The following is an 18,915-nucleotide window of genomic DNA, read 5'->3' on the forward strand; positions in this document are numbered from 1 at the left end:
CTTTCCCCTCCCCCGTTATCGTTTCATGAAATAGGCTTCGGCGTTGCCGTAACCGATGTTTCGAACCATCCGTTCCAGGGCCTCCATATCATTCGGCACGAGCCCCTTCTCCACCCAAGCTCCAAGAAGATTGCAAAGAATGCGCCGGAAATATTCGTGCCGGGCATAGGACAGGAAGCTGCGCGAATCGGTCAGCATGCCGATAAAATGACTGAGCAGACCGACATTCGCCAGGTCCTTCATCTGCTTTTCCATACCATCTATATGATCGTTAAACCACCAGCCAGACCCGAACTGGACTTTGCCCGGCACCCCTTCCTCATAAAAGTTGCCTGTCATCGCGGCCAGGACGGCATTGTCTTTCGGATTTAAATTGAACAGCACCGTTCTCGGCAGGGCGTCTTCCTGATCCAATGCATCAAGGAAGCGAGCGAGACCCTGCGCAAGGTTCGTTTCTCCCACAGAGTCAAAACCGGTATCCGCACCGATGCGTTTTTTCATCTTTTTATTGGTGTTGCGGAGCGCGCCCATATGCAGCTGCATGACCCACTGCTTGCCGGCGTACATGTTGCCGAGCTCCTTCAGCAGGAAAGAGCGGTATGCGTTAATCTCAGCGCCTGACAATTCTTCACCATTCAATCTTTTATTAAAAATAGGAACGATTTCTTCCTTTGTGATGTCGGCGAAATCAAGGTACGGGATATCATGGTCGGACGCACGTCCGCCATGCTCATCGAAGTAATCCACGCGCCGTTGAAGCGCATTCAGGAAGGCATCCAGGGAACTGATGGTTTCGCCTGTAATCTCCCCGAGCTTATGTACCCATTCGGTGTAAGTGGGGCGCTCGATATATAATGCTCCATCCGGTCTGAACGTCGGCGCGATGATGGTTTGAAAGCTGTCATCGGCAGCCAGCCGCTCATGATATTCCAGCGGGGACAGCGGGTCGTCGGTCGTGCCGATAAATTTCACCCGGGCTCTGGCGATCAGCGCCCTCGGCAGAAAATCGGGCTGCTGCAGCTTGGCATTGCATGCCTCCCATATATCGCGGGCCGTGACTGGGCTCAAGATTTGTTCGATGCCGAACACGTTCTTGAGCTCCAAATGCGTCCAGTGGTACAGTGGGTTGCCGATCAGGTGCGGAACCGTCTCCGCCCAGGCCATAAATTTATCCCAATCCTCCGCATCGCCTGTAATCAGCTGCTCACCGATGCCGTGCATCCGCATCGTACGCCACTTATAATGGTCGCCTCCCAGCCACAGCTGCGTAATATTGGCCCATGGCTTGTTCTCCCATACTTCCTTCGGGTCCAAATGGCAGTGAAAATCAAAGATCGGCAAATCGGCAGCCGCCTTTTCATATAACCGAACCGCCGCAGGGGTATCCAGCAAAAATTCCGAATCGAGAAATTGACTCATCCTGTTCTCCTCTCCAAGGATCGTTAATTGGTATGAAACCCTTTACAATTTTTAATTTGTTTATTAAACTTACAAAATATATTCGTACTGTACCAACTCCCCATGCCTTTGTCAATCGGGTAATTTCTGAGCGGGCGAGGCGGGTTCGTGCTACAATATGGTTTATGCTGAATTTTCATGACGTTCTAAAATTGGAGGAAACAAATGGTAACCGGAGACGCCTCTTATATAAAAAAGATCAACCGGGCGTTGATTATACGGGAAATAATGAAGGAAGGAAAAATTTCCAGAGCGGATCTGTCCAAGATTACGGCCTTGACCCGGGCGACGATCTCCGCGCAGGTAGCAGATTTGCTGGAAGAAGAACTGGTCGTCGAAACCGAGCTGGAGCACAACCCCGTCGGACGCAAACCGATTATGCTCTCCCTGAACGCCCAGGCAGGATATGCGCTCGGCATTGACCTGGACGCAGGACATGCGACATTCATGCTATCCGATTTAACCGGTCATCCGGTCACAACCGAAATCATTCCAATTCAATCCGAAGCCTATGAGGATATCGTACAGCTGCTGGCCTCCGCGATCCGCCGTTATCAAAGCCGATGCGCGGGCAGCCGCTATGGGATGGTCGGCATCGTATTGGCGATCCACGGACTCGTCTCCAATGAAGAGACAATCAAATTCGTGCCCCGCTTTCAATGGCAGGACGTTGACTTGAAGCAGGATCTGGAACGTGCAGTCGGTACGGCTGTCCATTTGGAAAACAACGCGAACCTCAGTGCTTTTGCCGAGCGGGCATACGCTCACCATACGACCGACAACCTGCTCTGCGTAACGCTGTATTCCGGCATTGGGCTCGGCATGATCATGGACGGCAAGTTTTTTCGCGGCCATGAGGGCTTTGCCGGTGAAATCGGCCATATGATCGTCGTTCCCGGCGGAGAGCCCTGCGCATGCGGCAACCTCGGCTGCTGGGAGAAGTATGCTTCGGAGACAAGCGTGCTCCGGAACATCCTTTCGGCCGAACCTGGTGATGCCTCGGATATGGAGTGGATCAGCCGGCGCATTGCCGAAGGCGACGAACAAGTGCTTGACGCTCTGAATCAGTTCGTCTATTACCTGTCGATCGGGCTGAACAATGTCATCAATATGTACAATCCGGACGTTATCGTCATCGACAGTGAGCTTCTGCGAATGGTTCCCGATGCACTACAGAGGATCCATCATCAACTCCACTCCCAAATCAGCCATTACCGGGAGATCACACTGTCGGGCATGGGGCGGAAATCATGTGTCATGGGTGCCTGTGCACTGGCGATTTCCCGTTTTCTGAACGTGCCTGTGCTTAGCTTGCCCTCCGGCGACGACCTTGCTGATTGATTAGGGGAATGAAAATTGAACGATGATGCTCGATACAACAAAACGGCCTATACAAAAAAACAAGCCCGGATCCATCCCGGCTTGTTTTGCGTCATTTGGTTTCGTGTTTTTACTTGACTATAACCCCAGCCGTTTTCCTAAAGGAGTCGGCAGTCCGTCGATCGTGCTCCTGTTTTTCTCTTGCCAGTAGTCGTGAAGCCCTTGTTCGCCTTTATGCTCTGCCCACCGATTCAGCGTGTCCCTTTCCTTTTCATAGGTCATGAAGGGAACCGCATAACCGCAGGACGTCTGCACTTTATGCACATCGATCGTGATGATCTGTCTCGCTCCGGGCATCGGATCAAACAAAGGGTATAATGACTCCCACTCCCTGCTCTCCGGTAAAATCACCGTCCCGGTTCCGTACAGGCGCATGATGTTCGCCGGCCCATCAAACGCACAGAACATGATCGTGATGCGGCCGTTTTCTTCCAGGTGGGCACTCGTTTCATTGCCGCTTCCGGTCAAATCCAGGTACGCGACCCGGTTCTCAGACAAGATCCGGAACGTGTCATAACCTTTTGGCGACAAGTTGACGTGTCCCTCTTGCGATAACGGCGCCGTACCAACGAAAAACATATGCTGCTTCCGGATAAAGTCCATATGCTCAGGCAGCATAGCCGGAAATTGTTTCCCCATTTGAATCCCCCTTTCCTACTCTGTCGATTAATTAAATTCATTGTATGTTCATCCGCTGCATATTAAAAATATATTTTCACCGCGTAATCATACATTATAGTTATGAGTGTTTGTGCAATGGGGACTTCCATTCAAACCGGGTTAATTACAAATTAGATATTCATAAAATCGTCCCTCTCGACCTTACTCACCCGCAGACCGAACCGTGCATACCATTCGCTCTTCCCTTTGTCCTGAGCTACCCTGTGCAAGGAATTCTCCTTCCAGGCCTTGATCGCCTCAAGCGACTCCCAATACGATATGGAAATTCCGACCCCATCCGTTCCCCGGACGCTTTCGACTCCGAGAAAACCCGGCTGCTTCGAAGCAAGCTCGACCATCTTATCTCCCATTTTCCCGTACCCTCTGTTCTCTCCTTCAGACATTTCCGAAGTAAAAATGACCGCATAGTACGGCGGTTGCGGCGTTTTTGCAATTGCTCCCATCCTCGTTCCCCCTTTATCCCTCATTCTACTTGCATTATACCGAGCCACTTACAATAAATAAAATGAATGTTTAACCTTGTGGAGATGCTGGGCGAACAGAAATCGGATGCCTAAACAAAAATATGTATTTATCGCTCCAACTTAACCGCGAAATACTGCGTTTTACTATTGAAGTGAAAAATGCGTGTGCACTGTGATCTCGGGTTAAGGACGTGACGAATGAAAATCAGATGTATCCTATTGTTATGTTTCGTACTGATTGCGGGTTGTTCAAATTCTCCATCAACGATTGAGGAAGCGATGCACAAATCCAACATCCCTTATGACGACATTTTAAAAACCTTTGATACAGACAATAAGCATAGTGTGGTGTTCTATAGTAATGACAATCAATATAACGTCGGCCTTTTGAAGCACAACCGTCAGAGTTGGACTTGGATCGTCGGCACGTACACGGATATCCATCCTGACCAGGATATCGACTGGAGCTACTGCAACCTGAATCAGCTTAGCCCCATGTTTGTCGGGACTGTGAATAACAAAGACATTCTGAGCGTCGTCGTGGAGACACGCAAAGTAAAAACCGAAGCCCAGTTGATCCCTGCATCTGACGGCACCGTATACTGGTATGTGCTCTTGGATGAACCGCAAAACCCGCCAATGCGATTCACCGGATATAACGCTCAAGGGCAAGTCGTGTATGATACAGGTTCTCTCGATGAATAGGGTTCCGCTCCTTTGAACAAAAAAAAGCGTTCCGATGCTCTCGCATCGGGACGCTTTCTTATTGACCATAACCGATTATTCTTCGGACTCGATCCATTGGAAATGGAAGGTGCCTTCTTTGTCGACACGCTGAAACGTATGCGCGCCAAAGTAGTCGCGCTGCGCTTGCAGCAGGTTGGCCGGCAGGCGCTCCGTACGGTAGCTGTCGTAGTAAGCCAGTGCGGAAGCGAAGGCCGGAACCGGAATGCCGCGCTGCATGGCAACGGACACAACGTTTCTCCAAGCATCCTGGTAGTTGGTAACGACCCAGCCGAAGTAATCGTCCAGAAGCAGGTTTTTCAGCTCCGGATTTTTATCATAGGCCTGCTTGATGTTTTCCAGGAAGCGGGCACGGATGATGCAGCCGCCTCGGAAAATCATCGCGATGCTGCCGAAGTTCAAATTCCAGTTAAACTCTTCGGAGGCAGCACGGAGCTGCGCGAAGCCTTGGGCGTACGAACTGATTTTGCTGGCATACAGCGCCTTGCGTACGGCTTCCACGAACTCCCGCTCATCCCCTTCATACGGAGCGGTGTGCGGCCCTTTCAGGATTTTGCTAGCCTCCACGCGTTCTTCCTTCATTGCGGACAAGAAGCGGGCAAATACCGATTCGGTCACGATGGACAGCGGTACGCCGAGATCCAGCGAGCTTTGGCTCGTCCATTTCCCTGTTCCCTTCTGTCCCGCCGCATCCAGAATGACGTCAACCATCGGTTTGCCGGTGTCCGGATCTTTTTTGGAGAAAATATCAGCGGTAATCTCGATCAGGTAGCTGTCCAGCTCCCCGCGATTCCACTCAGTGAAAATGTCATGCAGCTCTTCCGTCCCGAGTCCCAGCACATCCTTCAGCAGGTGATAAGCTTCGCCGATCAGCTGCATGTCGCCGTACTCGATGCCGTTATGGACCATTTTCACGTAATGGCCGGACCCGCCTTCGCCGATGTACGTCGAGCAAGGATCTCCGTTGACTTTGGCCGAAATGGCCGTAAGAATCGGTTCAACGAGCTCGTAAGCGTCCTTCTGGCCGCCAGGCATAATCGCCGGTCCTTTCAGGGCTCCTTCTTCGCCGCCGGATACCCCGGCTCCGATAAAGCGGATGCCCTTTGCCTGAAGCTCCCGGTATCTGCGCTCGGTGTCTGGGAAGAAGGCGTTCCCGCCATCAATCAGGATGTCTCCTTCTTCCAGATGCGGAACGAGCTGCTCGATCAGCGCGTCCGTCGGTCCGCCAGCTTTGACCATCATCATGATTTTGCGCGGGGTTTCCAGCGACTGCACAAACTCCTCGATGCTGAATGTACCGACAAAGTTTTTTCCTTCGGCTTCAGCGAGCAGTTCTTTCGTTTTTTCCGGCGAACGGTTATATAAAGCGACCGCGAAGCCTTTGCTTTCCATATTCAAAGCCAGGTTTTTGCCCATGACGGCAAGACCGGCCACACCGATTTGCTGTTTGCTCATCGTTTCTCTCTCCTCCAGATCTCTCTCTTTTTACTTGACGCTGCTTTTCCAGTCTGCCGCAAATTTAACCAGGCCTTGATCCGTCAACGGATGCTTGGTGATTTGCGCAATCACGCCGAACGGTACGGTCGCAATGTGCGCGCCGGCCATAGCGACGCGGGTGACGTGGTCCGGGTGGCGTACCGAGGCTGCAATAATTTGCGTGTCCAGGTTATGCGTGCGGAACAGCTGCGCAATTTTGTCCACCAGAAGGACGCCGTCTTCGGAAATATCGTCCAGGCGACCCAGGAACGGCGATACGTATGTTGCCCCGGCACGGGCGGCCAGCAGCGCCTGGTTCACGGTAAAGATCAGGGTCACGTTCGTTTTGACCCCTTTTTGGGACAAATAACGGCAGGCTTCCAGACCCGCGAGGGTCATCGGCAGCTTGATCGTGATTTTTTCATCGTTGTTGTTGATCTTGATCAGCTCGTTCGCCTGGGCAATCATTTCCTCAGCGGTTTCCGCATCCGGCGTCACTTCCGCCGACACGGACTCCACTTCCGGCACAGCCTGGCAAATTTCGGCGATCCGGTCTTCGAATTTCACGCCTTCCTTGGCAACCAGGGACGGGTTCGTGGTGACTCCGGACAGAACCCCGATTTTGTAGGCGGATTGAATATCCTGCAGATTGGCGGTATCAATAAAAAATTTCATCTTACAACCTCCTGTGAATGTTCAATATATGATTGGCTCGGTAAACCGAGCATAGAACCCAAAATCAGCTGGCGGTAACTTGCTCGACAAGCGGTTCGGAAGCAGCCTTTCCGGCTTCGTCTTCCTCATCGAACCACCAATGAAATCCGTCTGCGGCAAGCAGCTCATGGGCCGCTTCCGGTCCGTGCGAACCGGCGGCATAAGGATGCAGCGGCACCTCATTAGCAGCGAAGGCTTCCAGGATCGGCTGCACCCACTGCCAGGACAGGTCGACCTCATCCCAATGGACGAAGAACGTCGAATCTCCGTTCAGTGCATCGTGAATCAGCGTTTCGTACGCTTCCTGGGCTTCTTTGCGGTCCGGATACATATCGATGTATACCGGTTTAAAGCCGTTCGGATGATCCGGGTCCTTCGCATTCAGCTGAAGCGTGATGCCTTCTTTTGGCCCGATCTCGATGACCAGCAGGTTCGGTGCGGTTGCCTGCTCTGCTTGCGTCGCCGTGGTGAGCGGTTCTTTGAATTCGATCACGATGCGCGTGTTCTTCGAGGCCAGACGTTTACCTGTCCGGATATAGAACGGAACGCCGCGCCAGTAGTAATTATCGATATGCAGCTTGGCCGCGATAAACGTATCGTTCATCGAACCTTCGGAAATGCCGGGCTCAGCTGTGTATGCAGGAACCGGTTTGCCTTGAATGGATCCGGCTGTGTATTGTCCGCGCACGATGTTGGTAAGCACATCCTGCTTTTGCAGCGGGTCCAGTGCTTCAAGCACCTGCTTCTTCTTGAGCTGGACGTTCTCCGCCGAAGCCATGTTGTGCGGTGCGTGAATGGTCAGCATCATGAGCAGCTGCATCATGTGGTTCTGGAACATATCCCGCAGGGCGCCGGCTTTGTCGTAGTATCCAGCGCGCTCCTCAACGCCTACGGTCTCGTCAGCCGTAATTTGGACGTTGGCGATAAAGCGGTTCGTCCACAGCGCCTGAATAACAGGATTCGCCTGCTTCAATGCTTCAAGCCGCTGCACCATGGATTTGCCGAGGTAATGGTCGATCCGGTAAATTTCTTCTTCCGCAAAAGCTTGGCTCAGCTGGTCGTTCAGCTCACGGGCCGAATCGACGTCATGGCCGAATGGCTTCTCGATCACGAGGCGCTTCCAGCCCGTTACGGTGCCAAGGCCGCTGTTTTCGATTTGGGAGGCGATGGTGCCGAAGAAGTTCGGCGCAACGGACAAGTAGAACAAACGGTTCGATGTTCCGCCGATTCCTTGCTCCCAAGCTTCTACCCGGTCTTTTAACCGGACGAAGTGATCCGTGTCATCGATGTGCAGGATGTTGAAGCCAAAGAGTCCCAGGAAGGACTGCAGGGAGTCGTCCTCTTTCACGTTCAGCCGGTAAAAATCGTACAGCGACTGCTTGACGTGAGCCTTGAACGTTTCATCCGTCATTTCTTTACGGCCGAGTCCGATCACGGAGAAAGCTTCCGGAAGCTTTCCGTGGATATATAAATGATACAGAGCAGGGTATATTTTGCGCTTGGCCAAATCGCCAGTCGCTCCAAACAATACAAAAGTTGTAGGATTCATCTCAATTGCTCCTTCCTTTCAAAGCTCCGCGACTTCCACTTCTCATTCTGTCGAAAAAGCTCTGGTTTCTGTGTCTTGGATTCACTATAATACAAATATGTGCCATACATGTAATCAATATATTTCTGAGGAGATATAGACCATATCTATGACTAACAATTACGAGTTGTATAAAGTGTTTTATTGGGCCGCAAAGACGGGAAGTCTCACGCAGGCTGCCAAGGCGCTGTACCTGACTCAGCCAAGCGTCAGCCATGCCATCAAGCAGCTGGAGGAGCGGATCGGTGTTACGCTGTTTTACCGCAACTCCAAAGGCGTAAGCCTGACACAGGAAGGCAAGATTTTATTTTCCTATATAGAGCAGTCGCAAATTCTCATTACGCTCGCTGAAGAAAAAATGGTGGCGCTCAAAAATTTGGATAGCGGCGAGCTGCGGATCGGCGGAAGCGATTCGTTGTTCAAGCACTACCTGCTTCCTTTTCTCGAGGACTTCCACGTCAAATACCCAGGAATCAAGCTGCACCTGAATCACGGCACGACGCCGGAAGTGATCTCCTATCTAAAGGAGGGACGGATCGACCTTGGCGTTGTCCGAATGCCGATCTTCGACTCGCAGCTGGAGGTAACGGAAAGCATTGAGCTGCAGGACTGCTTTGTGGCGGGCGAACGGTATGCGGAGCTGAAGGGGCAAGCGCTGTCCATGGAACAGCTGATGGAATATCCCGTTATTCTGTTCTCGCGGAACAGTCGGGTGCGTATGGCCATCACAGAGCTGTTTGAAAAATATGGACATGAGCTAAAGCCCGACATCGAGGTGGGAAGCGTCGATTTGCTGATCGAATTCGCCAAGCGTGGACTGGGCATTTCGTATGTCACGCGCGAATTTGTAGCCAAGGAGCTGAAGGAAGGCTCTCTCTTTGAAATTGAGCTGGATGTGGAGATCCCTCCTTCCAAGGTGGGCCTTATGGTGATGCGTAACATGCCGATATCGGCGGCGGCGAAGAGATTTATCGAGGTGGTTCATTAGCAGGTGCAAGACAATAGTAAGGGCAAGGTGAAGAGGACGCCAATGCAATGGCGTCCTTTAACGCATCATCCGTTCTTAATTGCAGTGCTGCTTCCGGTACGCTGACGGGGACATCGAACAGTAGTTTTTAAAGGCACGTGTAAATGCAAACAGGGTCGGATAACCAAGGGAATAAGCGATCTCCGTAACGGCAGCCGACGTCCCGGACAGCATTTGCTTGGCCTTGTCCATCTTGACCTTGGCAATATACTCAGCCGGGGTCATGCCTACAAGCCTCGTAAACTGTGTCGAAAAATAGGTGCGGTTCAGGCCGGCATATTCGGCTACTTGCTGTACGGTGATCCCCTCGGCGGCATGCCATTCGATGTACTCGGTCCATTGGGATGCTTTACTATTTTTTATCGTTGCCGCAGCAGGACGATGAGGCTCGTCCACGGCTTTGGCGCTTGCGATCAGCTGGGATAACACCTGGTACAGCAGTCCTTTCAGGTTCAGGGCGGCAGCGACCTGATCCGTCTTGCCATCCTTCCACTCCGCAAACAGACGCCGGATCAAGTTCGCTACCTCTGGACTCCACAGCCCTCTGGAGCAGGGTACATCCGGATGAAAGCCTGCCAGATTCAGCATCGGTTCCATGCCCGGTCCATCCATGGCCAGCCATGTTAACTGCAGAGAATGATCGTTGTCCGGCTTGTAATACATATAGGTGCGATTCGGATACATACAAAAGGCATCCCCTGTCTGAAGCCTGTACGTGTGCCCCTCATATTCAACCATCAGGCTGCCTGCCCTGACAAAATGAATACTGTAGCATTCAATTCTGCGCGGACCGATCCGGTATCCCGGCTTTGCTGTACTCTGACCCGCCCTGACCAGCCAGAACGGGGTATCTTTGTCGATCCTGGTCGGCGTGTAATATAAAAACTCCGCGAATTCGTGGTCATACTCCTGCAGCATAACGTTCTTACCCTCCCCATTATCCTTACATGAACTGACAAAATGATAAATCTATCATACAATACGCCATTCTCTTTGGGCACCCCTTTACATATAATCAGTTCGAGGAGGTTGACGGATGAAGAAACCTAATATTTTGTTAATTACCAGCGATCAGCAGCACTGGAATACGATTGGCGCCTTTAATCCTGAAATACATACCCCGAATCTGGACCGGCTTGTCCGGGAAGGGACGACGTTCGACCGGGCGTATTGCCCAAATCCGACCTGCACGCCGAGCCGTGCCTCGATCATTACCGGCATGTACCCGAGCCAGCATGGCGCGTGGACGCTCGGCACCAAATTGCTGGAGGACCGCCATACGGTAGGCGAAGATTTCAAGCAAGCCGGTTACCGGACCGGGCTGATCGGTAAAGCACATTTTCAGCCGCTCACTTCGACCGAGGAATTTCCGTCGCTTGAAGCCTATCCCATTCTTCAGGATTTGGAGTTTTGGAAAAATTACAAAGACGGATTCTACGGTTTTGACCATGTAGAGCTGGCGCGGAATCACACCAATGAAGCCCATGTCGGGCAGCATTATGCGCTGTGGATGGAAGAGAAAGGCTGCCATAATTGGAGGGACTACTTCCTGCCGCCTACAGGTACCATGGACCGGGACCAAACATATAAATGGCCGATTCCCGAAGAGTACCATTACAATACCTGGATCGCCGAACGGACCAATGCTTTACTGGAACAATATCATGAAAACGACGAAAGCTTTTTCCTGTGGTCCAGCTTCTTCGACCCGCACCCGGAATACCTCGTTCCCGAGCCATGGGATACGATGTACGATCCCGAGCAGCTCACCATTCCCGAGATGGTTCCGGGCGAGCATGACCGTAACCCGCCTCATTTTGCCAAAACCCAGGAAGAGCAACCCGACTTCACAGACCTGCAGGAAACGGGTCATGGCATCCACGGTTACCGTTCACATCATTATTACGAGTACGGCAGCAGGAAGCGCTTGACAGAGTATGACAAGAAAAAGCTGGTCGCCGTCTATTACGGCATGATCAGCATGATGGATAAGTACATCGGGCATATTCTCGATAAGCTGGAGGAACTGGGAATGGCCGATAACACGATCGTCGTCTTTACGACGGATCACGGGCATTTCTTCGGACAGCACGGTCTGCAGGCCAAGGGCGGGTTTCATTACGAGGACTTGATCAAGCTGCCGTTTATCGTCCGGTATCCCGGTGAAGTGCCGGCCGGCAAGCGGAGCAGCGCCATTCAATCTTTGGTGGACCTGGCTCCGACGTTCTTGTCCCTGTGCGATCTGCCGGTTCCTTATGCCATGACGGGCATCGACCAGAAAAAGGTATGGCTCGGCGAAGCCGCACAGGCGCGGGATCATGCTATCTGTGAGTTCAGGCATGAACCGACCACCATCCACCAAAAAACGTACGTCGACGAGCGTTATAAAATCACAGTTTACTACAACCAGACCTACGGTGAAATCTTCGATCTGCAGGAAGACCCCGGAGAGCTGAACAATTTATGGGACGATCCGGAGCATGCGCTGCTCAAAACCGAACTACTGCTTAAATATGCCTGGGCGGAGCTCGGCAAAGAATCCATGCCGATGCCGAGAATTACCGGAGCATAGCGCTTGTCAGGCCCGATCCAAACGACGGGAATGCTTTGCCCGGCGTAATGAAATTCATGAACCTATGAACGTACGAGAGTAAGAGTAACAGCAGCAAATCCAAAAGGCCGATTCACATCGCTGTGAATCGGCCTTTTCCAACTCAATTATTTATTCGGATACAGATCGTATTCATTTCCTATCTCTGTCTCAAACTGGAGCAGTGAACCTTCCAGCATGTAAACCTCGCCTCCTACCTTCTGCAGGCGTATTTCGCCTTCTCCCCATGGATTCCGGATCCGGCATGTACCTCCCAGGGAGGACGTGATCGTTATATATTGTATATCTCCGCCCTGAACAGCCGATTTGACGTTAAATCCACCAGGACACCATAGCGAAAATTCGGCGTCCCAATCCACAGGACATGCAGGGAACAGACGGATAACCGAATCCTGGCCTGGGCCTGCAGGCTGGCTTTGGCACAGCGCCGATTGCAGCGCAGCTGCGGCGTTACCAATACGCTGAATGCTGATGCAGTTCACCCCTTCCCTGACGGTCAAGCGGTTTTCAAACGATTTGATTCGGCCCGTATCGTTGAAATAGCAGTAATCCCGCTCCGCGTTGACACATTCCAACTGGGCCAGCACGACCTGCTTAAAAGGCTCGGCAAGCCCCATATTGGCCAGGACGCGTGCCATCCCCGACATTTCAGAGGCAGCCCGGCTCCAGTCGTGATCGAGAAGCTCCTCCTGGTACCGAACCGTAGCCATAGTCGTCTTAAACATGTCTTGGTTACTCACGGCAGTTTCTAGTGAACACAGGCTGCCGAAATAAGCAGGCTTCACGTCGATTTGGCTTTTCTGATCCAATACCGGACCGAGAGCGCCGACCCAAACGGCCGCTTCCCCTTCTCCCGTTTTCAGGACGGCGTCCGCTTGGTCGCTTCGCGGGAGCGGGGCCAGATGCTCGTAAAGCTCCTGCCACGCCGGCCGTATATCGCGATCCAATCCGAGCAGGTCCGAAGCCCGCAGGACGATCGGGAAGATCGTATGCATGCCCGCCATCGAATCCATCGTGTCTTTGCCGCCGTAATATTTTTCGTCGCTGGTCGTGTGATACATATGATACAGTCCGTCCTCATCCTTCCGCAGGTTGGGATAGTGGCGGAAAAACTCGGCGACGCCCCGGATGATCGGATATGCGCGCTCACGCAGCCATTCTTCATCCTTGGTGAACTCATAGTACAACCAGTAGTGGTACGCAATTCCGACCTGGGTGGCGAACATGTGGGTCGTGAATCCAAAGGGGCCGTAACCTCGTTCCTTGTACGTAAACCTGCCATCCACATATTTTTCGTGATACTTCCAGTTCCAACGGCTCTCATGCGGCCGCTTGGAGTAAGCATACTCGCGAAACCGGTCGGACATCTGCTCCCACGGCTTGCGCAGCAAATAGAGGTCCCTCATTTCCTCGGCAATATCTTCCGGCAGCTCCTCCACGCCATCAAAGGACACGACTTCCGGAATATAAATGCCTTGGCTCCCCCACTGCTGCCTTGCGGCGGCTGCACACGAGTCGTACATGGCTGAATACATGTTGAAATACGGATGAAACAGCTCGTAATGCCCGGTTGGCAGCACGGCGTTATAATACAAATTCATGTTGTTCCACCAATGCATGGCTCCCCAGTGCCGGAGATCTCCGCGCGGGCTGAGCAGCATGCCGCCGAAATTCGGAGGAAATTGTGAACCCCGCGAATTGGATGCCATCAGGTATACATAATACGTGTAATGCTGTTCGACAAATTCAGCACGCCCGTCCTCGCTATGAAGGCGGATATACGATTTGTCCCAAAAGGAATGCCACCACTTGCGATGCTCCGCCAGCAGCGCGTCATATCCCGGCTGCATGGCATGCCGCACCGTTCGGATCGCTTCCCCGATGACATCTTCCTGATCATCAAAGCTGGCTGCGCTGCTCATAAAAAGTTCAAAACTGCCGTTTTCCGGTTGGACGCACAGGCGCATTTCCGTCTCATTCGGCTGCCCGATGACCAGACTTTCCCGATAAGCGCCTACTGGCTTCCGGCCGCCGTACTCGTCGTTCATCCTTACCTGCGCGTCCCTTCCCGTTATCGCAATAACGACCGCTGAAGCGCAGAAATAGTCTCCTTCGCGGAATTGCTGATGAAGCACCATCATACCGTCCCTTATCATGAGGCGTGACACAGCCGAGTGGTTTTTGGTCACGACTTCTGCCGGGCGCAGCATTTTGAGCTTAATGTTGACCACTTGAGGCACCGGCCGCCGATCATGGATCCGGACGCCGAACACATCATGTCCTGACGCAGCAAAGGCCTCCGCCGCCACCCCAATTCCCGAAATCGAGGCTGTCGCGTCATACAGGCTTAGATGCTGACGAATTCCTTTGTCATTAAATACATCTTCACCATAATCCACAAGATCGATATCAACAAAGCCGCAGCCGTAAGCATAATCCGAGTGACGCTGGTTGAAGCTGTTGGTACGGCTGTCGTTCGCATACACATCGGCCCGGTTGATTTGAAACTTGAGCGCCGAGGGGGAAGTCCAAATGAGACTGCCCATCCGGCCGTTTCCGAGCGGTAGGCCGCCCTCACTTCGCTCCACGGTATGTCTGTAATGCAAATCCGCCCGTGAGACATGCTCGCGCATATTCATGCTTGGAGATCCAACTGCTTTTTTCACTGGCCTGCACTCCCTGCGTGTGTGATGAAAAAGCCTTAGACTTTCACGCTTAATAGTGAATCCATGTCTATCTTAATCGTGTGCGGGATGCTGCCAGTATGAATAAGTTACGATGGACATGGAATTTGTTACGAAACGACAATCCGGGCCGACCTGGAGTGGCAACAAAAAAGAAAGCCGTACCTAACGGCTTCCTCGTAAAAGGGTCTGACTCATATAGTCTGGTTATAAACGGACGATTTCTCCGGAACGGACTTCGATCGGGTCCCCATCTACGCTGATCCATACCGATTGGGCCGACGGATTATGAATGAGGCGTGAATCGGCAGAGTACCGGAGTCCTTCCACGGCCTTGCAATAGGCGTAAATTTCCGCATTCGTCGCGTACCAAATGTCGTCCTTGCCACCAATCATCTCACCGAGCCTCTCTACCAAGTCCAAGTTATTGTCGTTGTCGAATTCATAGCTGTGGCCCCAGACGTAAAAAAGCGACATTCTTGAATATCGTTGCTGCGTATGAATCCATTGATCGGCGTATTCGACCATTTGCTTATGATGGCAGGTCGGATGCCAGCGGAGCCAGTCTTCCGGCTTATGAAAGCCGCCATGACTGTTCACCGTACGGGCGTATTCGATACCGATGGACCGCAATATGTTCACAACCTGATCGCTGTATGTGCCGAACGGATAGCTCATCCCTTTGACCGGATAGTTGACGAGCTCCTCCAATGCCTTGCGGTCTGCCACCACCTGCTCCAGCACTTGATCCGGGGGCGTCTGTTCCAGAAAGGGATGGTCCACCGTATGAACCGAAACCTCATGCCCCTCAAACAATGCCGCGACTTCCGTTTTGTCAATATGTCCTGCTTTGCCGAGATTCCCGCTGTTCAGATGAAACGTCCCCTTGAGGCCATAGTCGTTCAGCAGACCGACTAATTTGCGGTCATGGTCCCGCCCGTCGTCAAAGCTGAGCGTCACCGCCTTATTCACACCGTTAGGAAAACGGTCCAATTGGATGCGCATATGTCGTCTCTCCTCTTTGGTAAGCATAGTGACAATCGTTTACTTGTACATATGAATTCGCTTCTGATGATCCATCTTTATTTTCATAGCTGCAAGCGTGTTGCGTGTCCAAGGAATTTTGTTCATGGTCATCACATTCAGAACATAAATCAACACTAGCTTGATCCCTGTAAAATCCGATTGTGGTTGATTATGAAAGGCTTCCAATGGGACTCCCCCTACTTCATTTGATACCCATCTACCCAAGTGAACGGTTTGCGCTTTCAATTACACGCTCTATGTAAGCTTGTAATGCCTCAATGAATATGCGGCCTGCCTTCCCCAGATATTTATCCGTCCGGTAAATGATGCAGATCTCCTGGCTCGGTGTTGGATGCAAGAGCGTGACTGCGGTGATTTGTTCCCGGCCAAGGTTGTCGAGCAGCAACCGGGGAAGAATGCATGCTCCAATTCCCTGCTCTACCATAGAGAGAAGCGTCGAAAGCGTCGAGGTCACCATCGCGTGACGCAGCTCCATCCCTTTTTCCTGGCAGCAGGCTCGAATCAGCTTCGTAATCTGGTGATCGGGGCCGAATGTGACCATATCCAGCTCTTTTAGCTGTTCAAAGGGGATGGCCTTTAATCGGGCAGCGGGATGATCCGATCGGACGGCAAGCGCAAACTCCTCATGAAACAGCGGGATGATGGCCATACGGTCGTCGGGCCGCTCAGGCATCGTCGTGACGCCCAAGTCTCTGTTCCCGGCCAAAACCTCTTCATACACGTTCGTCGTTTCGCTGACCGAAATGGACAGTTTGGGGTAAGCCCGGTGAAAATCAAGCAGCAGCGCGTCGAACAGCAGGTCCCCATCCCCTGGCAGAATGCCGATGTCCAGCTTGCCGCCCTCCATTTTTTTAAGATCCGAGATGGCCCCTTGAATGTAATCCACCCTCTCAAAGATCAGCTGGCTCTGTTCGAGCAGGATCCGGCCGGCATCGGTTAAGGCAATCTTTTTGCCAATCCGGTCAAACAGAGGCATCCCCAGCTCCTTTTCCAGAAACTTGATTTGCTGACTCAAATTCGACTGTGTCGTGCAGAGATTCTCGGCGGCCCGGGAGAAATGCATTTCTTTACATATCGCGGCAAAGTATTCAAGCTGTCGAAGTTCCATGGACGTCTCCTTCCCATTGGTTCGTATGCTGCCATGTTAAGTTCTATATCCAGTATAACGGAGGACGGAAGGATTTCCCATACGATGAAAGATCCATTAGTGAAAACGATTCATACCATCGGAATTACGTGATTGTTGCTTATGGTCTGGACCGGTAAACTTGGTAACAAGAACGAAATAAACCACCCCACAAACCACTAAGGAGGAATTAAAAATGAGTACACAATCTATCGTGAATACGGGCAAGGTGCTGCATCAACTGGTGATCGGTCAGGTTCAGGGCATACCGGAATCGCTCTTCGATATAACGCCGGCAGGTTTTCGAAATACGATCCGCTGGAACGTCGGGCATATCGTATTTTGGCTCGATCGATATCAGCAGCTGTGCTTCGGTTCAGCGTCGACTATTCCGGCAACCTACGAAACGCTGTTCAACAGCGGTACAAAGCCGGCCGACTGGACGATTTCTCCGCCATCCCAGAAAGAATTGGTGCAGCAGCTTGCCAATCAGCTGTCCCAGATTTCGGAGATTACGCCGGATATGCTTCAGCAGGATCTGAAGTCCCCGTTCGTATTGGGACCTTTTGAATTCACGACCGCTGCCGAGTTGTTCAACTTCGCCTTGATGCACGAAGCTATCCACCTGGGAACGATTACGAGCCAGCAAAAAGCGGTACAAAAGCCGGTTTCCTTGTAAAACGGATTGCATTCGCGCGAAAATGTGCCTCATAGCGGAAGTTCTACCAGCTAAACGAAAGAAGCCCCTTCACAGCAGCGCTTGGCGCCTGGAAGGGGCTTTAACTTATGCGTGAGAACTAAACTTTTACCGTGTTAAGCACTTGTTGTGCCTGATAAGGCTTTCTCGCCTTCTACATAGTCCGCGTATTCTGCGGCATACTTCTCCAGCTGCTCATCGCTGACTTCGCGGATTCGCCCAATAACAAACGGCGACCGATAGATCATCCCGGTCAGGTTTGCCGTCTGTTGGAACGGACGGAGCAGCTCGCCATAAGAGTAATTGTGAAAGCCGCCGGCTTGGTACATGCTCGGAGAACCTCCGGAAGAGATGGCGATGATCAGCTCTTTTCCATTCAACTTGACCCCGCCTGGTCCATGGGCCCATCCAAACTCGAACACTTCATCCATCCATTTCTTCAGCAGGGAAGGCGAGCTGTACCAGAAAAAAGGAAATTGAAGCACGATTCGGTCGTGCGCCAGAAGCAGCGCCTGCTCGCTTGCGATATCGATTTTTTCGTCCGGATAGGCTTCATAGAGCCGATGTACGGTCACATTGCCCCGCCGTTCCAGCTCTTCCGCCAGTCGCCTGTTGATCCGGGAATGCTCCAAATCGGGATGAGCAACAATCACAAGTGTGGCGGTCCTTGAGGATCGGTTCGTTGGGCTGGAATGCGTATCGTTGGTCAAGATGGAAGGGTTGGTCAATGAAAACATCTCCTTCTTTTTAAATTATAATTCGGGATATGTCGATGTATTGGATAAAAAACAAAATCGATATTACATATCTCGAATTATCGATTTGTTTAGTATATAAAAACTGAATTCATTGAATTGAATCCAGTCTCTATCATTACAGGTCTTTCTGGATGTACGAGGCGATGGCCTGAATCGCTTCTTCATTCCTTTTGTAATAGGTCCACTTACCAATTCGGGTTGCATGGATCAGACCTGCCCGCTGCAGCACAGACAAATACTGGGATGTGGTCGATTGAGTCATGTTCAGCTTGGCTGTAATTTGGCTTACGCAAACCCCAACTTCGATCAGTTCCACCCCTCCCTGGGGGCCAAAATAAGCTTGAGGATCTTTCAACCACTCTAAAATTTGCAAACGCGCTTCATTGGACAATGCTTTAAACACTTCAATAGGTTCAAGTGATTTCATGATTTTTATTATATCGATAATTCCCGATATGTC

17 protein-coding genes are annotated in these 18,915 nt (G+C 51.8%); 5 read left to right on the forward strand and 12 right to left on the reverse strand.

Annotated features, from left to right (window positions below):
• Positions 1-15: 15 nt before the first annotated feature.
• Positions 16-1,419 (reverse strand): glucuronate isomerase, encoded by a 1,404-nt coding sequence (gene uxaC, locus C7820_RS08835; protein ID WP_116230634.1) that lies wholly within the window; start codon positions 1,417-1,419, stop codon positions 16-18.
• Positions 1,420-1,623: 204 nt separating this feature from the next.
• On the opposite strand from uxaC, the gene C7820_RS08840 reads away from it, so the two are divergent.
• Entirely contained in the window at positions 1,624-2,799 is a 1,176-nt protein-coding gene (locus C7820_RS08840; protein WP_116230635.1) for an ROK family protein, read from the forward strand.
• A gap of 117 nt (positions 2,800-2,916) precedes the next feature.
• On the opposite strand, the gene C7820_RS08845 is transcribed toward C7820_RS08840, so the two are convergent.
• Both C7820_RS08845 and C7820_RS08850 read right to left on the reverse strand, forming a co-directional pair.
• Positions 2,917-3,477 (reverse strand): pyridoxamine 5'-phosphate oxidase family protein, encoded by a 561-nt coding sequence (locus C7820_RS08845; RefSeq protein ID WP_116230636.1) that lies wholly within the window; start codon positions 3,475-3,477, stop codon positions 2,917-2,919.
• 152 nt (positions 3,478-3,629) lie between these two features.
• Positions 3,630-3,962, reverse strand: a complete 333-nt coding sequence (locus tag C7820_RS08850; RefSeq protein ID WP_116230637.1) for an antibiotic biosynthesis monooxygenase family protein — start codon at positions 3,960-3,962, stop codon at positions 3,630-3,632.
• 300 nt (positions 3,963-4,262) lie between these two features.
• Between C7820_RS08850 and C7820_RS08855 the strand changes: the two genes are divergently transcribed.
• Positions 4,263-4,688: a hypothetical protein gene (locus C7820_RS08855; RefSeq protein WP_116230638.1), complete on the forward strand. Its 426-nt coding sequence runs from the start codon at positions 4,263-4,265 to the stop codon at positions 4,686-4,688.
• Positions 4,689-4,763: 75 nt separating this feature from the next.
• Here C7820_RS08855 and gndA read toward each other — a convergent pair whose 3' ends face one another.
• The 3 genes from gndA to zwf all read right to left on the reverse strand — a co-directional run bounded on the left by gndA (position 4,764) and on the right by zwf (position 8,466).
• Positions 4,764-6,182 (reverse strand): NADP-dependent phosphogluconate dehydrogenase, encoded by a 1,419-nt coding sequence (gene gndA, locus C7820_RS08860; protein WP_116230639.1) that lies wholly within the window; start codon positions 6,180-6,182, stop codon positions 4,764-4,766.
• A gap of 30 nt (positions 6,183-6,212) precedes the next feature.
• Positions 6,213-6,878, reverse strand: a complete 666-nt coding sequence (gene fsa, locus C7820_RS08865; protein WP_116230640.1) for a fructose-6-phosphate aldolase — start codon at positions 6,876-6,878, stop codon at positions 6,213-6,215.
• Positions 6,879-6,942: 64 nt separating this feature from the next.
• Positions 6,943-8,466: a glucose-6-phosphate dehydrogenase gene (gene zwf, locus C7820_RS08870; protein ID WP_116230641.1), complete on the reverse strand. Its 1,524-nt coding sequence runs from the start codon at positions 8,464-8,466 to the stop codon at positions 6,943-6,945.
• Positions 8,467-8,614: 148 nt separating this feature from the next.
• Between zwf and C7820_RS08875 the strand changes: the two genes are divergently transcribed.
• The gene (locus tag C7820_RS08875) at positions 8,615-9,493 is read left to right on the forward strand and encodes a LysR family transcriptional regulator (RefSeq protein WP_116230642.1); all 879 of its coding nucleotides are present in this window, start codon (positions 8,615-8,617) and stop codon (positions 9,491-9,493) included.
• A 75-nt stretch (positions 9,494-9,568) separates the two neighbouring features.
• Here C7820_RS08875 and C7820_RS08880 read toward each other — a convergent pair whose 3' ends face one another.
• Complete coding sequence (locus C7820_RS08880) at positions 9,569-10,450, reverse strand: AraC family transcriptional regulator (RefSeq protein ID WP_116230643.1); 882 nt, start codon at positions 10,448-10,450, stop codon at positions 9,569-9,571.
• Positions 10,451-10,568: 118 nt separating this feature from the next.
• Here C7820_RS08880 and C7820_RS08885 point away from each other — a divergent pair, with 118 nt between their 5' ends.
• On the forward strand, positions 10,569-12,104 hold the full coding sequence (locus C7820_RS08885; RefSeq protein ID WP_116230644.1) for a sulfatase family protein: 1,536 nt from the start codon (positions 10,569-10,571) through the stop codon (positions 12,102-12,104).
• Positions 12,105-12,250: 146 nt separating this feature from the next.
• Here the strand turns inward: C7820_RS08885 and C7820_RS08890 are convergent, their stop codons facing one another.
• From C7820_RS08890 to C7820_RS08900, 3 genes are all read right to left on the reverse strand, one after another.
• Positions 12,251-14,809, reverse strand: a complete 2,559-nt coding sequence (locus C7820_RS08890) for a glycosyl hydrolase family 95 catalytic domain-containing protein (protein ID WP_116230645.1) — start codon at positions 14,807-14,809, stop codon at positions 12,251-12,253.
• A 225-nt stretch (positions 14,810-15,034) separates the two neighbouring features.
• Positions 15,035-15,832 (reverse strand): polysaccharide deacetylase family protein, encoded by a 798-nt coding sequence (locus tag C7820_RS08895; RefSeq protein WP_116230646.1) that lies wholly within the window; start codon positions 15,830-15,832, stop codon positions 15,035-15,037.
• A gap of 238 nt (positions 15,833-16,070) precedes the next feature.
• Positions 16,071-16,982 (reverse strand): LysR family transcriptional regulator, encoded by a 912-nt coding sequence (locus tag C7820_RS08900; RefSeq protein WP_116230647.1) that lies wholly within the window; start codon positions 16,980-16,982, stop codon positions 16,071-16,073.
• A 214-nt stretch (positions 16,983-17,196) separates the two neighbouring features.
• Between C7820_RS08900 and C7820_RS08905 the strand changes: the two genes are divergently transcribed.
• On the forward strand, positions 17,197-17,679 hold the full coding sequence (locus C7820_RS08905; RefSeq protein WP_116230648.1) for a DinB family protein: 483 nt from the start codon (positions 17,197-17,199) through the stop codon (positions 17,677-17,679).
• Between the two features lie 134 nt (positions 17,680-17,813).
• Here the strand turns inward: C7820_RS08905 and C7820_RS08910 are convergent, their stop codons facing one another.
• Together C7820_RS08910 and C7820_RS08915 are read right to left on the reverse strand one after the other, a co-directional pair.
• Entirely contained in the window at positions 17,814-18,425 is a 612-nt protein-coding gene (locus C7820_RS08910) for an NAD(P)H-dependent oxidoreductase (RefSeq protein WP_309545746.1), read from the reverse strand.
• 145 nt (positions 18,426-18,570) lie between these two features.
• Positions 18,571-18,882, reverse strand: coding sequence for an ArsR/SmtB family transcription factor (locus C7820_RS08915; protein ID WP_116230650.1), 312 nt, complete (start codon positions 18,880-18,882; stop codon positions 18,571-18,573).
• Positions 18,883-18,915 lie beyond the last annotated feature (33 nt).

Origin of the sequence: Paenibacillus sp. VMFN-D1, from assembly GCF_003386155.1 — a bacterium.
Classification (GTDB): Bacteria; Bacillota; Bacilli; order Paenibacillales; family Paenibacillaceae; genus Paenibacillus_AQ; species Paenibacillus_AQ favisporus.